3 protein-coding genes are annotated in these 16,352 nt (G+C 69.9%); 1 reads left to right on the forward strand and 2 read right to left on the reverse strand.

What is annotated here, in order from left to right; translation table 11 throughout:
* Nucleotides 1–866: 866 nt before the first annotated feature.
* Both ACFWV8_RS32680 and ACFWV8_RS32685 read right to left on the reverse strand, forming a co-directional pair.
* A complete protein-coding gene (locus ACFWV8_RS32680; RefSeq protein ID WP_384212546.1) occupies nt 867–11,678 on the reverse strand; it encodes an amino acid adenylation domain-containing protein in 10,812 nt (3,603 codons plus the stop codon).
* Nucleotides 11,617–12,960 carry an MFS transporter gene (locus ACFWV8_RS32685; protein ID WP_384212552.1) on the reverse strand — a complete coding sequence of 448 codons (1,344 nt, stop codon included), beginning with the start codon at nt 12,958–12,960 and terminating at the stop codon, nt 11,617–11,619. The genes ACFWV8_RS32680 and ACFWV8_RS32685 overlap by 62 nt, the downstream gene beginning before the upstream one ends.
* A 1,162-nt stretch (nt 12,961–14,122) precedes the next feature.
* Here ACFWV8_RS32685 and ACFWV8_RS32690 point away from each other — a divergent pair.
* Nucleotides 14,123–16,321, forward strand: a complete 2,199-nt coding sequence (locus ACFWV8_RS32690) for a polysaccharide lyase family 8 super-sandwich domain-containing protein (protein ID WP_384212543.1) — start codon at nt 14,123–14,125, stop codon at nt 16,319–16,321.
* Nucleotides 16,322–16,352 lie beyond the last annotated feature (31 nt).

Below are 16,352 nucleotides of genomic sequence, written 5' to 3' on the forward strand. Positions count from 1 at the left end.
CCCACAACCACCGGGCCCGAACCGATTCCGTTCCCCACCCACACCCGTTCGGCCCTCAACACCCCGGCCGTACAACGGAGATGCCCGGTTCGCGACCTGAACCCGGGGACGCGCGGCCAGCTCGGACGGCGAAGCAACCGTGCCGACTTCGTCGGACGCTTCTGGTGGGGTAAGCCGGCGAAGAACGCCGGCGTCGGCAAGCGGGAGCCCCTGCCGAGGAGTGTGTCCTCGGCAGGGGCTCCAGGAGATACTGAAGCTACAGGGCGATGATGGGCGCAGGCTGTCGAACGCTTCTCAGGGGCCCGGAGGAAGGTGCGCGAACTGGCGGCGGAGCGCCAGGAGATCGCAGATCTCTCCGCACGGGTATCGGGGCCGGACGCCCTCCCGGACGAGCTGCTGACCCGGGAGTCCAACGCACACGACGCGACCAAACCCGGTGCCGCATCCCCACAGCGACTCCGTTCTCCTGGACCATCAAGATCCATGTCCCTCCGGTGGTCCAAGATCCGGTGCAGGCCCCCGGTGAGCGAATCGGCGAAGACAATCTCTGGAAAGGCCACTTGAATCCGGCTGAAGAATTCGGACTGCGCCACGTTCTCGCGGGTGAACGGCCCTCGCCGGAAGCCGGAAACAACGGTGGTCTCCGCGAGAGAGAAGACGTCGGACTCCGCGCCCGTTCCCGACGCCGGACGTCGGCCGCGACGCGCCGCCGAGGAAAGGACCAGGCAAGAGATGAGCCGCACCGGTTCGCCGTCGATGAATCATCTTTGGACATCGGTGAACTGACGAGGGATCAATTCGCGGACCACCGGTTGGCAGCCGTGGCACGTGTCGCCGAGGCCGATCGCGGAACGGTACCCAATGATTCATGTTCGCAGGCTTTCCAGTGGACCCTCGGGGTTCTCCGTCGCCATTCGCAGGACCTTGGTGAAGGATCGCGCCCACCTTTCGATGGTCGTAGGGGTGAACAGGTCTGTGGAGTATTCGAAAGTGATGGTCATGGTTTCTTCCCCTGGAGACACGACGACGTAGAGCTCGTTGCGTGCTACACCGGATATGGGTAGGCCTCGCATCGAGACCGACACCGACCGCAGGTCGAGGGTGGGTGGCGGAGTGGTGACCACGGTGAACAGCACGGTGGGAAAAAGCTCGTCCCCGGTCTCGGGGGAGACCAGTTCGATCACGTCCGTCAGCGCCAGGTCCTGGTGGTCCAAAGCGGTGAAGAGGGTCTTGCCCAGCCACGTCACGAGGTCGGCAAAGGTTCGCGCCTCACTGGTCCGGGCGCGCAGCAGAACCGCGTCGCCCAGCAGCCCGACCACATCCGAGCGCTCGCGTCCCGTACGGTTCGCGCTCGACGCGGCCAGCACCACGTCACCGGGCGTACCGCACAGTCCGGCCAGCCATGTGGCGAACGCGGAGGCCAACACGGCGTACGGGGTCGTGCCCAGACGGGCCGCCGTGTCCGCGACCCCGCGGGTCATGTCGGCGTCGATGGTCCAGGTGTGCAGCGCGCCCCGGCCGGACAGTGTTCTGGGCCGCGGCTGGTCGTAGGGCAGGGCCGGGCGCAGGGCTACGCCGTCGAGTTCGGTGCGCCAGAACCGTTCGAGTTCCGCCCTGCGTCCGTCCCCCAGTTCGTGCTCGGCCCGCGCGAAATCGGTGAACTGAGCGGCAACGGGGGGAAGCTGGGCAGAAGCACCAGCACTCCGTGCGTTGTACAGCTCCTGAAGTTCGCGCCAGACGATACCCATGGACCAGCCGTCGACGATCGCGTGGTGGAACACGGTCACGAGCACCCAGCGATCCGGGCCGAGGCGGGCGAGGCGGAAGCGGAACAGGGGTGCGCGATCCATGGCGAGCGCGCCGGACACCTGCTCCTGGCACCACCGCTCGACGGATGCGGCGTCCTTGGCGTGTGCGGAGAGATCGGTGACCGGCAGATCCACGGGGACGTCCGCCAGCACCTCGACCGCGTACTCGCGCACACCCTCGCCTTGACCTGAGCCCTCTACGGCTCTGCTGCGCAGCGCGTGATGCCGGCCCACGAGGTCCTCCAGGGCGCGGGCCAGAGTTCCGGGGTCCAGTTCGCCGTGCAGGTCGATGCGGTGAGCGACGTTGTAGACACTCGGGTCGGAGCGATCGTGGTGGCGCCGCCACAGCCGGCGCAGCGTGGACGGCATCGGCGCGGTGTCCACCACCCGGTCCTCCTCGGGTACCGCTGGTTCGCGGCGGGTCGCGATGGCCCGGATGCTGGGATCGAGGAAGAAGTCGGCCATGGTCAGGTCGATGTCGAGGTGCTCCTGCATCCGGTTGAGCAGCCGGATCGCGCTGAGGGAGTGACCGCCCAGCTGGAAGAAGGAACGGGTCACCGGTATCCGCAGGGCGCCGAGTTCCTCGCACCACAGGTCGTGCAGGGCTTTCTCCAGTGGGGAGGCGGGCCCGGCCTCGGTCTCCCCGGACTCGGCGTCTGCCGTGGGTTCGGGCAGCGCGTCGCGGTCCAGCTTGCCTGAGGCGTTGACCGGGAGCCGTTCCAGGCACGTCCAGTGACGGGGCATCAGATGGCCGGGAAGTCCCGTCGAGAGCGCGGTGCGCAGCTCACGCATATCGGCGGCCGGGGTCGCGGGCACCACGTAGGCGATGAGTTCCAGGTCGCCGTGCCGGTCGCGGCGGGGCACGACGGCCGCGTCCCGGACGCCGGGGAGCGCGGTCAATGCCGCCTGGATCTCGCCGGGTTCCACCCGATGGCCCCGGATCTTGACCTGATCGTCGGTGCGGCCGTGGTACTGGAGGGTGCTGTCCGCGCGCCAGCGGCCGAGGTCACCCGTCCGGTACAGCACCGCTTCCGGGCCCCCGTCGAGGAAGGCTGCCGCGGTCTCCTCGGGCCGGGCGTGGTAGCCATGGGCGACTGGCACACCACCTATGTGGATCTCGCCGACGGCGCCCACAGGCACGTCCCGCCCGGCGCCGTCCAGCAGCCGGATCCGCGCTCCAGATACCGGCCTGCCGATCGGCGGCCACTCGCCGGCGGCGGGGTCGACGCGGTGGGAGGTGACGATGATCGACGCCTCCGTGGGCCCGTACTGGTTGTACAGGGCGCACCGGGGGTGGGCGGCGAGGAAGCGGCGGAACGCGTCGGTGAGTTGCAGGGCCTCGCCGGCCGAGTACAGCTCGCGCAGGGACGGCAGTTCGGGGCCCGTCTCGATCAGGTACTTCAGCGGGGTGCAGGGCATGAACAGCCGCTCCACCTCGTGCCGGCGCACGGCCTCGGCCAGGGCTGCGGGGTCGTGCCGCGCCTCGTCGTCGATCAGGACGAGCGCGGCTCCGGCGGCCAGCGTGGTGAAGATCTCCTGCACACTGACGTCGAACGCGGGCGAGGTCCACTGGAGGGTACGCAGCGCGGGATGCCGCTCCAGGTGTCCGCGGACGAGGTTCGCCGGGCCGCGGTGGGGCACGACAACACCCTTGGGGTGGCCGGTCGAGCCAGAGGTGTAGATGCAGTACGCCGGGTCCTCGGGTCGGGCCGCGGCGTCCTCCAGTGGTTCGGCCGGGAGTGTGTCGTCGACCTCGTCGGCCAGTTGCACGGGCACTCGTGGCGCGAGCTCCGGGTGCCGCGCGAGGGCGGCGTCGTTGGTCAGCAGCAGGACGGGTGCGCCGTCGTCGAGCAGTGCGGCGATCCGGGGGGTGGGCAGTGACGGGTCGACGGGCAGGTAGGCGGCCCCGCTCTTGAGCACGGCCAGCAGGGCGATGATCAGCTGCGGGCCGCGGGGCAGCAGCACTGCCACGCGCTCCGCGGTCACCGCGCCCCGGGCGCGCAGTCGGCGGGCCATCCGGTTGGCGCTGTTCTCCAGTTCCCCGTATGTGCTGCGCTGTTCACCGCTGATCAGCGCGACAGCGTCCGGGGTCCGTCGTGCCTGCCGCTCAAACAGACCGTGCAAGGTGTGCGCGGCGGCGGGCGGCGGCTCGTCCAAGTGCCCCAGCAGGGCCAGGGCGGCACGGTCGGTGTCTGTGATGGCGGTCAGCTCGGCGAGCGGCGCGCCGGGAGCATCCAGGGCGCGGCGCAGCACCTGCTCCACGTAGTCCACGAGACGGCGTACGGTGCCCTCGTCGAAGAGGGCCGTGTCGTATTCGACCGTGAATCGCACGCCGTCCCGGTGGTGGGTCAGGTAGATGCTGAGGTCGAACGGGGCGCGTTCGCTCGGCGTGTCGAGCAGGGTGGCCGTCAGCCGCGGCGGGTCGAAGTCCACCTCGCCCTCGTTCTCGTACTCCACCATCACCTGGAACAGCGGGTTGCGGCCCGGGTCCCGGCGCGGGTTCAGCGCACCCACAAGCTCGTCGAAGGGGACGTCACGGTGTTCGTACGCCGCCATGCTGCCGTCGCGTACGCGGGCGAGCAGCGTTGGGAAGTCCGGGTCGCCGGTGAGGTCGAGGCGCAACGGCACGGTGTCGAGGAAGAGGCCGACGTATTGCCCGGCGCCGGCGGGGCGAGCCGCGACGGCGGTGCCGAGCAGCACGTCCCGCTGTCCCGCGAACCGGCCGAGCGTCGCGCCGATGGCGCTGGTCAGGGTCATGAAGAGGGTGGCGCGGTGCGCGGCGGCGAACGTGCGCAGTCTGCCGACGAGGTCGGCGTCCAGAGCGTGGGCGAGGCTCGCTCCGGCTCCGGACCGGACGGGCGGTCGGGGCCGGTCGGTGGGCAGGTCGAGGTCGGGGGCGTCGGCCAGTTCAGAGCGCCAGAAGTCGAGGGAAGCGGCGAGTGCGGCGGGGTCCGGCGGGGCGGCCGGGGGCAGGTCGGGCAGAGGCGGCAGCCCAGGGGCGCTGTGTGACCGGGCCTGGTAGCAGGCGGCGAGGTCCTGGACCAGCACCACCGTGGACGAGGAGTCGAAGACGATGTGATGGGCCATCAGGAAGAGCAGGTGCCGCTCCTGCGACAGGCGCAGCAGTCGGGCGCCGACCAGCGGCCCGGCGCCCAGGTCGAGGATCCGGTTCCCCTCGGTGGCCAGGGCGACGCGCAGCGCCTCCTGCTCTGTCGCCCCGGTGTGGTCGTCGACCGGACAGTCGAGCAGTATTCGGTCGCGTATCTGCTGGTAGGGCACTCCGTCGTGGTCACCGAACACCGTGCGCAGCGCCGGTTGCCGGTCAGCGACCTCTTGCAGTGCCCGCCGCAGCGCGGCGACGTCCAGCGGGCCGTCGAGACGGATCGCCTTGGGCTCGTGGTACATACGGGTCCCGGGATGCAGCCGCTCCAGGAACCAGATGCGGCGCTGCGCGGGCGTGAGCGGCATGGACCGTGGCACGAGCGCGACCGGCTCCGCCACCTCGGGCCGCTCGCGGCGGCGTAGCCGGTCAAGCAGGGGCAGCGCCGCGAGGACCTTGTCCTTCGGCACGCCGAAGTCCACGAAGCAGGCGATCTCATCCGCCCCGGCGTCCATCAGACGGCGCACCGTCCCGGCAGCCGTGTGCTCGTCGCCGATCAGGGCACGCGAGTCGCAGTAGCGCTCGTAGGCGCGCCCGAGCAGGAACTCCACGTCCTCCTCGGGGGTGTTGTCCAGGTCGACATCGACGCCGAGGCTGTTCGTCACCTGGTCGAAGAGCGAAAGCGAGGAACGCAGGTAGGAGACGAACGGCCGGTACGCCTCGGAGCGCGCACGCTCCGCGTCCTCGCCCAGGTAGCTGTGCACCAACACCACCACGCGGCCCGCCGCCGGGTCGAGGCCGTGCTCGGCGCGGGTGCGCCGGTACAGTGCGATGTTCTCCGCCAGCCGCTCAACGGTCTGCGTCATCAGGTTGGTGACCACGCCCAGGCCCTCGGCGGCGGCCCGGCGGTAGCTGTCCGGATTGCCCACCACGGCCACGTACATGGGCAGTTGCTTCTGTACGGGTCGGGGGTGCAGCCGTATCTCCACGGGCTGCCCGTCGCCCGCTGTCGTCGTCACCGGTTGACCGGACCACAACTGCCGTACCGTCGCCAGGTGCTCGAACATCACCTCGCGGTGTCGGCCGAAGTGCTCCGGGGCGAGGGCGAAGTCGGTGGCATGCCAGCCACTCGCGACGCATAGCCCGGCCCTGCCGCGGGAGATGTTGTCGACGACCGACCACTCCTCCGCCACCCGGACCGGATGGTGCAGCGGCAGCACGACGGAACCCGCGTGCAGCCGGATCCGGCTGGTCCTGGCCGCGAGCGCGGCGCCGAGCACGGACGGGTTCGGAAAGAGCGCGCCAAAGGAGTTGAAGTGGCGCTCCGGGAACCACAGGGCGTGGAACCCGTGCTGGTCGGCGAAGTCCGAAGCCTCCATGATCAGCGCGTACTTGTCGTCGTCCGTGTCCTGCGGATAGTCGCCGAAGAAGTAGAGGCTGAAGTCGCAGCCCGTAGAGAGGGCGGGTGCGGGTTCGGCGGTGGCGGACGACGGTTCGGGACGCGGGGTCCGGGTAGTTGTTCGGACCGGGGCCTGGGGCACCGGTGCCGGGACGGCCGCGGCCGACAGCGTCCCGTTGGCGGACGCGAGCACGTCGAGCTGACGGGAAATCAATCCGTTGACGTGGTCGACGACTTGCCCCGTCAGTTGCAGCTGCTGGCTGAACAGAGCCTGGAGTTCCGGGGATGCAGGAGGCGCCGGCGGCACCGCGCGCGCCACGGACACCGAGGCGACCGCCGCTTCCGGTGTCTCTCGCGTGTTGCCCCGTAGCTCTGCCAGGCGTTCAGCCAGCCCGCGCGGGGTGTCGGCCGAGTCGAAGAGTTCCCGGACCGGGACGCGTACCCCGTATCGCTCCTCCATCTCGGTCGTCATGCCCATCAGCGAGAGCGAGTCGGCGCCCAGCTCGAAGAACGAGCTGTCGGGCGTGACTTCGGCCAGCTGCCTGCCAACCTTGTCGGCTGTCAACTGCCGTACAGAATCCAGCAGTTCGCCTGCCGCGACAGACGGTGCCTTCGGAGCGGTGGGTGGCTCGGGCGTCCGCACGGCCAGCACGGCCGGCATGGCCGGGAATGCCACCGGCTGCCGTCGCAGGGGATGCCCCGGCAGCGACACCCGGCCTCCGCCGCGAGTGAGCGCGCGCCAGTCGAGATCGGCTCCCCTGCGGTACAGCGAGCCGAGCGCGGTGAGCAGCCCATGCGCCTGCCCTGCCGCCCCGTCGCCCTCTCCCTGCCCGCTCAGCCAACGGCTCGCCGGCACGCAGTGGCGGCCGAGGCCGGTGAGAGTGGCCCCGGCCCCGATCTCCACGAACTCCTCGCACCCGTGGGCGGCGGCCACGTCCATGGCCAGGTCGAAGCGGACCCGCTGCCGTGCCTGACGGCAGAGGTAGTCGGCGTCGACCGTCCAGCCGACATGGCGGACCTCGCCGTCCGCCGACGTCACCAGCGGAGTGTGGAGCCGGCTGTACGTCACTTTCTCGGCATGGGCGCGAAATTCACGCAGCGCCGGTTCGATCGCCGTCGAGTGGAACGCCCGGTCGACGGCCAGCGTCCGCCATCTCAGCCCGGCCTGGTCGAGCAGGCGAGCCGCCTCCTGAAGGCTGTGCGGTGCACCGGAGAGCACCTGAGCGCGCGGGCCGTTGACCGCGGCGAGTTCCGCACCGGCGGTGTGGGCGATGCGTTCAGCGGCGGCCCGGTCGGCTCGGACGGCGAGCATGCCGCCCGGCGGACAGGCCGTGTGCATCAGTTGCCCGCGCCAAGCGGTGAGACGCAGCCCGTCCTCCAGGGTCAGGGCGCCGGCGGCGTACAGCGCCGCGTACTCGCCCACGCTGTGGCCCAGCAGCAGAGCGGGGCTGATGCCTGCGGCGCGCCACACGTCGGCGAGCGCCGCCTGGTGGGCGAACAGAGCGGCTTGGGCCGTCTCGGTCGGCCAGACCTCGCTCTCGGTCACGGCTCCGTCCAGCATGCGCGGCAGCAGCGTGCCGCCGAACTCCTCGGCGTAGATCTCCGCGCACCGCTCAAGCGTCCGCCGGGCGGCGGGAGACACGGCGTACAAGCCGCTTGCCATGCCACGCCGTGCGCTGCCCTGTCCGGGGAAGGCGAAGGCAACCGCTCCGAGCGGAGCAGGCGACGCGGGCTGTCGCTCCTTGAGAGCGAGGGCAAGTTCCTCGGCTGTCCGGCCCACAGCCACGGTGCGTGCCGCGTGGTGCGGCCTGCCGAGCGCCAGGGTGGCGGCCACGTCGGTGGCCGCAAGTTCCGGCCGCTGCCGCAGCCGGTCGCGAAGCCGTACGGTGAACTCGTCCAGGGCCTCGACGTCCCGGGCCGACACCGGCACGAGGACGGGCAGTTCGGGTGGGGCCGCCGGAGTCACGGGTGGAGCCTCTTGCAGGACCACATGGGCGTTGGTGCCGCCGACGCCGAGGGCGCTGACACCGGCCCGGCGCGGTACACCGTCCGGCACCGACCATGGGCGCAGCTCGGTGGCAAGCGTCAACGGTCCGCCGTCCAGCTGGACTTCCGGGTTGGGACGGTTCAGGTGCGGAGTCGGCACCAGGGTGCGGTGGCGCAGCATGAGGACTGTCTTGATCAGCCCGGCCATTCCGGCGCAGCTGTCGAGATGCCCGATGTTCGACTTCACCGAACCGACCGCGCAGAAGCCGGTGCGCCCGGTGCCCTCGCCGAGCGCCCGGCCGAGCGCCTCCAGTTCCACCGGATCTCCGATCCGCGTCCCGGTCCCGTGCGCCTCGACGTACGAGATCGACTCTCCGGGGACGGATGCTCTGCGCAGCGCCTGCCGCACGACGTCGACCTGACCCGCGACGCCCGGTGCGCTGAAGCCAACTTTCCCCGCGCCGTCGTTGTTGACCGCGGAGCCCAGGATCACCGCGTGAACGGTGTCCCCGTCGGCCAGCGCCCGGTCGAGCCGCTTAAGCAGGACGGCGGCCACACCGTTGCCGCCGACCGTGCCGTCTGCCTCCGAGTCGAAGGGCCGGCAGCGCCCGGTGGGCGACAGGATCGACCCGGGGTGGCTGCGGTAACCGGTCTCCTGAGGCAGGTGCACGGCCGCGGCGCCCGCGAGCGCCAGGTCCGCCTCACCGGTCAGCAGCGCCTGCACCGCCAAGTGCACGGCGACCAACGAGGTCGAGCAGGCCGTCTGCACGCCGATGGCGGGGCCGGTGAGCCCGAGCCGGTAGGCAACGCGGGTGGCGAGGAAGTCCGGCCGGCTGCCGACGGCTGACTGCATGCCGGTGACGGGATCCGTTCCGTCGTACGGCCCGGACGGCGCTCCGGTCGATGCCTGCTGCTGGTGGTCGTACAGGTTCATGCCCGAACCCGCGAACACCCCGATCCTGGTGCCCGGTTCGGCCACCGCGTACCCGCCCTCCTCCAGCGCCCGGTGGCAGCTCTCCAGGAACAGCCGGTGCGCGGGGTGCGTGAGTTCGGTCTCCTTGGGGCTCATGCCGAAGAAGTCCGTGTCGAACTCCTCGACCCCGTCGAGGATTCCGGCGACGGGCACCAGGTCCGGGGCGCACCGCTGCTCCGGGGTGAGACCCGTCGCCGCGAGTTCCTCTTCACCGAAGACCTGGACGCTGTCCACACCGTCGCGCAGATTGGCCCAGAACCGCTCCGGCGAGTCCGCCCCCGGGAAGCGCAGCGAGAGTCCGATGACCGCGACGCGCCGGTCATCTGTGTCGGCCGGAGCGGTGTCCGCCGGGGAGGTGCCTGCCGGAGTGGTATCCGCCGGGGAGGTGTCGCCATACGAACGTTCGTCCCCGCCTCCGGGGCGTTCCGCCCCCGTTCCGCCCTCGTCGAACGCGCCGAGGGCGGACAGGTGTGCGGCGAGCGCGGTAGCCGTCGGGTGCTCGAAGAACGCGGTCTGCGCGATCGGTGTCCCGAGCCGCTCCGCCAGCCGGGTCCGCAGGCGTACGAGAAGGACAGAGGTCAGGCCGAGCTCATAGAACGGCCTGTTCTCGTCCACCGGGCGCCCCAGGACGACATCGAGTTCGTCGCACACCACCTTCGTCAAAGCCCCGGAATCCAGCCGCGTACGCGGGGCGGCGCCAGTGTCGAAGCCGCCGCTCATCAGGTGGTCCCGGAGCTTGGTGCGGCGCACCTTCCCCGCGGGCGTCCTCGGGAACTCGTCCCGAAGAACGGGCAGGGCATGGGCGGTGATGAGCCCGAGCCTCGTGAACAGCGCCGCTTTCACCTCGCCCGCGATCCGCACGTCCTCCTCGGCACCTCGGCTGACGAAGAACACGGCCAGTGCCTCCGTGCCGCTGTTCTGGTCCGGTATGCCGCAGGCGGCCACTTCCCCCTGCCGGACACCGTCGACGGCGGCGGCAACCTCCTCCACTTCGTGGCAGTAGAAATTGAGCCCGTTGAGGATGATTACGTCCTTGCGCCGACCGGTGATCACGACCTGTCCGTGGTCGAGAAAAGCCAGGTCACCGGTGTCCAGCCAATCCCGCCCGGCGGGGAAGACGGCTGCGTCGGCCTCCGGGTTGTTCACGTAGCCGGGTGTGAGGCGGGCCGGCGAATGGACTTGCAGCCGTCCGATCCTGCCCTCGGGCACGACCTCGCCGAGGTCGTCCAGGACACGCAGGGTGACCCCGTGCGCCGGTGCTCCACAAGCGACGAAGGTGACGCACTCGTCCTCCGGCGTTCCCTCGTCGGCGGGTACGATGTCGCCGCCGAGGCTGCTCTTGAGCAGGCGGTGCACAGTGTCCGGCCGGTCGAGCCGACCGTAGGTGACGCCCGTGACGGTCTCGGCCATCCCCCACGCGGGAACGATGTGCTCCTCGCGTACCCCGTGCCGAGCCGTGGCGTCGAGGAAGCGCCGCAGCACCGGCAGCGAGATCTGCTCGCCGGCGCACACCATGGTCTTCAGACCATCGAGGTTCCAGCGCCCGTCCGGCCGTTCGGCCAGCGCGTCCGCGACGAGTTGGTAGGCGAACGTCGGCGCCCAGGTATGACGTGCCCGGTGCTCGTCAAGGAGGTCGAGCCAGCGCAGAGGCTCGGCCAGGACCCAGTCGGTCGGCGCGTGCACGTTGGTGCAGCCCGTGAAGACCGCGAGCAGGTGGTACAGCAGGAACGCGCCGCTGTGGTCGACCGGCAGCCAGTTCACCATGGTGTCGTCCGGCCGCACGTCCAGGATCCGCCGACTGCTCGCCGCGAAGTCCGCCAAACCCGCGTGTGTCAGGCGCGCGGCCTTGGGCACACCGGTGCTGCCCGAGGACAACATCAACAGCGCGGTGTCGGACTCGGCCGGCTCCACGTGGTCGTCCACGGGCAGCGCGCCCAGGCAGTCCCGGGCGACGGCGACGCGCAGCTCGGGGGCGGCCCGAGCGAGCGCCGCCGCGCCGGCCGCGTCGCTGAGCACCAGAGGCTGGTCGAGCAACCGGGCGGCGTGCAGGAGCCGGTCAAGGGCTGGAGAGCCCGGGGCGGGGTGCTCCGCTATGGCCGCAGGTCGTGCTCCGCCGAGCACACAGGCCCAGAAGGTGGGGAAGAAATCGGCCAGCGGCAACCCGCACAGGACCACCGTGTCTCCGGGACGCAGCCCCTGTTCGCGCAGCCCGGTCAGCAACCGCCGTGCCGTGTCAAGCAGTTCGCGGTACGACTGCGAGGTCGTCGTACCGTCCGGGGCGACGGTGACGAGGGACCCGCCCGAAGGGGACTGAGCGGCTCGTAACAGGGCCCGCACCGCGTCACGCGAATCATCCTCGGTGCGGTCCGGATCGGGCCCCCGGCTGAATGCTTGCCCCCGTACGCGTTCCATGCGTATCCCTTCTCTCATCTTCATTCATGGATGGTTGTGACCGGGCCTCGTCCGCCCGGCCGGCGGTGCACAACAGCAGAACCAGTGCCCCGCAGACGGCCGCACCGTGGAAGGCGCCCACGACGGCCAGCGCGGGCAGCGCCTCAAGAGCCGCCGCCGCCAGCACTGTCCCCACCGCGAACCCTGATTGCTCCGTTATCGCCGACAGTCCGAAAAGTCGGCTGCGCTGCCGATCGGGAACGGCTTGCAGGCGCGAGATGTAGACGATCTCGGTCCAGCCGTCCGCGAACCCCGCCGCCATTGCCACCACGACCAACGCCAACGCGGGCAGTCCCAGGAACGCTGTCACGAACGAGAGCGCCATCGCGCAGGTGCCGAGGGCGAACGCCCGCTCACCCCACGCTCCTTCGCCCTGTCTACGCCTCAGCACCAGGTGAGCGAGGACGGTACCCACCGCCCACGCGGCCCAGAACCGGGCCATGACCACCGCGGGCTCCGCCGGGTGGGTCGCGTGCGCGACGACGGGCAGCGCGACGTTGTGCGAGGAGGACGCCAGGGCGTCGACCCCTCGCAGGAGGAGCATGCCAAGCAGAAGAGGCGGCAACCCCGCCGCCACGCGCCACACAGATGCGTCGCGGAACTCCCCGGGCGAGGACTCGGCCTCCCCGCGGGCATCAAGATCCGCCGGTACGTGCTTCTCCTCGTTCCTCTTCTCGTCGTCGGTGCGCGGTCGCAGCGCCAGCAGTGCCGCGGCAGATACCAGGAAACTGGCGCCGTTGACCGCGAACGCGACGGCGAAGCCGCCGAACCCGATCACGGGGGCCGCCGAGGCGAACCCGAGCACCGTGCCCAGGGACCGCGCCATCACCAATAGTCCGTTGGCCCGGGTACGGGCTTCCTGACCGACCATGACGGGAATCGCACTGCGCAGGGAGACGGTGAAGAACGTGTTCCCCGCGCCCAGGACAACGACCACCCCCGCAAGCAGCCACAGAGGTGTACGCGAGGCGTAGAGCGCCATCAGGGCCATGGTGGCGCCCTGGGCGACATCGGCACAGATCATCACGGCCCGTCGGCCAACCCGGGCCGACAGTGCCGCGGCGGCGAGACCAGCCACGAATCCGGCGAAGAGCCGCAGAGCCATCACAGCACCGACACCGAACGCCGTACCCGTGACCTCGTAGGAGAACAGGCTCAGCGCGATCAGATTCAGGTAATTGCCGTAAGTGGATACGGCATACGCGGACGCAAGCGCATGAAAGCGACGGCCCACACCCCCCACTGCACCCTCATCAGGGCACAAAGCAACACACCCACCAGCCACAAACACACACCCACCAGCCACAAACACAAACCTGCCAGCCACAAACCTGCTTGACCATAACCAGCGTGGCTGGCAGACACAACCTTCTTCGAACAGACGGTTCACCTCCTTGACTCCACGAAGCGCGACTGCACAACCGTGCTCATGCCGTGATCGCGACCTCCAGGTCGTGGAGTTGGCGGATCAGGGGCGTCGGCAGCACAAGGACGAACCGCACGGCAAACCTTGCTCGCCGAGCCGTGGCGGCCGACGTAGCCGACGAAGGTCTCCAGGACCTTGAGGAAGTCGTCGGAAGATGCCGCCGTCGAATACCCACTGGAGCTGGTGGAGCCAGTGCGTGACCCCGCGAGTCTCATCGAGCGGCGAGGTGAGGCAGGTAGAGGCAGTAGGCGGGGGGCGCGGCTTCGGGCGCCGACGGCGAACTGCCACCAGAGCTGGTCACCTGGCGAGTCGAAGAGGGAGGGCCATCGGGCCTCCTCTGGACTGTCCGCGTTGCTGCGCGCAGATCATCGGCGGCACCGGGACCTTCACCTGCCCCTGCGCGCCGGTGACCGCAGCGGCAACGACACCCGCACCGCACATGGGCACATCGATAAAACCGCAGGTCAATTCCCCTTTGGGACTAGTCAAGGATCGCCACACACTCCAGGTGACGCGACCTCGGGTAAGCCTTGGCTCGCTGCCGATCGCCACCGCCCTGACTAGTCCGCCTTCCCCGAAAGGCCGACGCCGCGCTGACAGGAGGGCTCCGACCGGACAGGGACTGGGAGATGGCCACCCGTACACCCGGGCCTGATGGTGGGTGAACACGTCCCGCAGTTCTCCTCCGGCGCCTCCGGCGCTTCGAACATCCGCCGCGATCCCTGGCCCTCGGCCCACCGGCCGGCTGCCCGCCGGGCCCACTCCACCCGCGCTCGTTGATGTCACGACTGTTGACGTACCCGGGCCATAGCCGGTAACTGTTTACACGTCGCCTTCAAACCGGTTTAAGAGTTGGTGTCACACCAGCCCGAAGCCATCACCGAAACAGCACCCGGTAAACCTCGCCAACCGACGTCCGCACCCGCACCCCCACTGCATGGCAACGTTGTCAGGACCTGGGCGCGTCTAAGGAGTCCGCATGACCGAAAACGGAGTCGCAGGAGTCGCCCCCCTGCCCGATCGACGTCGAGTCATCCTCGGGGGCCTCGGGCTCGCCGCCGGTGTCGCCGGACTGACGCTGTCGGTGCCGACTCTCGCACGGGCTGCCGAGGCCAGTGGGAGTCAAGCCCTGACGGATGACATCCAGCTCATCGTCGAACGCCTGCGGCAGCGGTTTCTGGAGCAGGGTGACCAGGTCAGGATCGCCAACGGCATCTTCCTCGCCCGTACGTCCGAGGCTTTGACCTACGCCGAGTCCCTGCGTGCCGACGGCTCGTGGCCCAATGTGGACTACGCCGACACCACCAGTTCCGCCAACGGCCGCGTCTGGTCGCCGTACCACGCGCTGTACCGCATGATCGCGATGGCCCACGCCTACCGCGATCAGAACGCCGCGGGCTACGGCAAGCCGGAGCTGATCGAGGCCCTGAACAGCGCGCTGCTCCACTGGGACAGCGTCAAACCCACCAGTACGAACTGGTGGGAAGTCGAGATCGGCAAGTCGATGGCCATGGGCCGGGTGTCGATCTTCGTGGGCGACGAACTCAGCGCCGAGGCACGGGAGGTGACCTACACGCACAACACCGGCCGACTGGACCCGGTCGGGGCGAACGGCTCCTGGAGAACCGAGAACTACCTGTACGAGGCCGTCGCGAAGCGCGCGACCGCCGACATCGAGCAGGGCTACGCCACCATGACGCAGACGATCGCCGTCGAGCGCAGCGGCAAGGTCGCCGAGGCCGTGCAGGTCGACTCGTCCTTCTGGGCGCACGGGGCGCAGCTCTACAGCGAGGGCTACGGCATGGCCCTGTTCACCATCGTCGCGGCCTGGGCCGATGTGGCGCGCGGCACCAGCTTCGCCTTCTCCCCTGACGACATCGACGCCGTCGCCTTCTACATCCTCGACGGGACCCGCTGGCTGATCCGCGGGGAGATCGGGATGCTGTACCTCGGATACCGTCCCCCCAACACCATTGACGGCATCACGAGTTACGCCGCCGACTTCCTGGAGCCGCTCGACCGGATGGTGCGCGCCGACGAGGACAACTCGGCGGCGTACAAGAAACTGGCCGACAACATCCGCGGGAAGACCCGCGGGAACGGCATCACCGGGCACAAGTACTTCTGGCGCTCGGAGTTCTCCTCACACCTGCGCGACCGGTACGGAATCCTCACCAGGCTCAACTCCCCGCGCATGGTGGGCGTTGAGTACCGCTCCACCCTGCGGCCCGAAGTCGGCAACGAGATCGACTGGAACGCGCAGGGAGTCACCTCGGTCCAGGTCACGAACCGGGAGTACGACGATCTCGTCCCCGCCTTCGACTGGTTCCACTACCCGGGTGTCACCGCGCCGTACGTCAAGGTGACGTCGCAGTCGGGAAAGCGCAACGCCGGCAGCTTCACCGGCGGCGTCTCCGACGGGCGTTACGGCGCCGACGTCTACACCCTCGACCGGGCCTCGACCACCGGACGCAAGAGCTACTTCTACTTCGACGACGAGATGGTCGCGCTCGGCGCCGGCATCAGCTCCACCTCCGCGCACGCGATCCACACGACCGTCAACCAGGGCGCGGCCCGGTCCAATGCCTCCGTCGGCGGCAGGGCCGTGCGCCTGGGGACCGACTCCGCGGCCACCGGAGCCTCGTGGGCGTACAACGACGAGATCGGCTATGTCTTCCCCGACGGCGGGCCGTTGAAGGTCTCGAACAAGGAGCAGACCGGGAGCTGGCTCGACCGCGACCCGGTGAAGCGCAATGCCTTCACCCTCTTCTTCGATCACGGCACCACTCCGGACGACGCCGAGTACGCCTACATCGTCCTGCCCGGCGCGACACCCGCGAAGGTCCGCTCCTACGCGGCCGGACCCGCCGTCAGGATCCTGCGCAACGACGAGCAGGTCCAGGCGGTCCGCCACTCTCGGCTGCGGCTGACGATGGCGGTCTTCCATGCCGCGGGCTCCCTCGACCTGGGACCGCGCCGCGCGCTGCGTGTCGATCAGCCTGCCATCGTCATGCTCAACGAAGACGGCGGCTCCGCCGTGGTGAGCGTCGCCAACCCCGACCAGCCCGGTCTGACGGTCTCCGTCACCCTCTCCACACCCGGCCGTACCCGCCGCGCCGGCTTCGCGCTGGGCACCGGCCCGGACCTCGGCAGGACGGTGACGCAGCCTCTCAGGTGACACGCTCCCCGGACATGAACCGGCGTGCGGC

It is taken from the genome of Streptomyces sp. NPDC058665, assembly GCF_042714995.1.
Classification (GTDB): Bacteria; Actinomycetota; Actinomycetes; order Streptomycetales; family Streptomycetaceae; genus Streptomyces.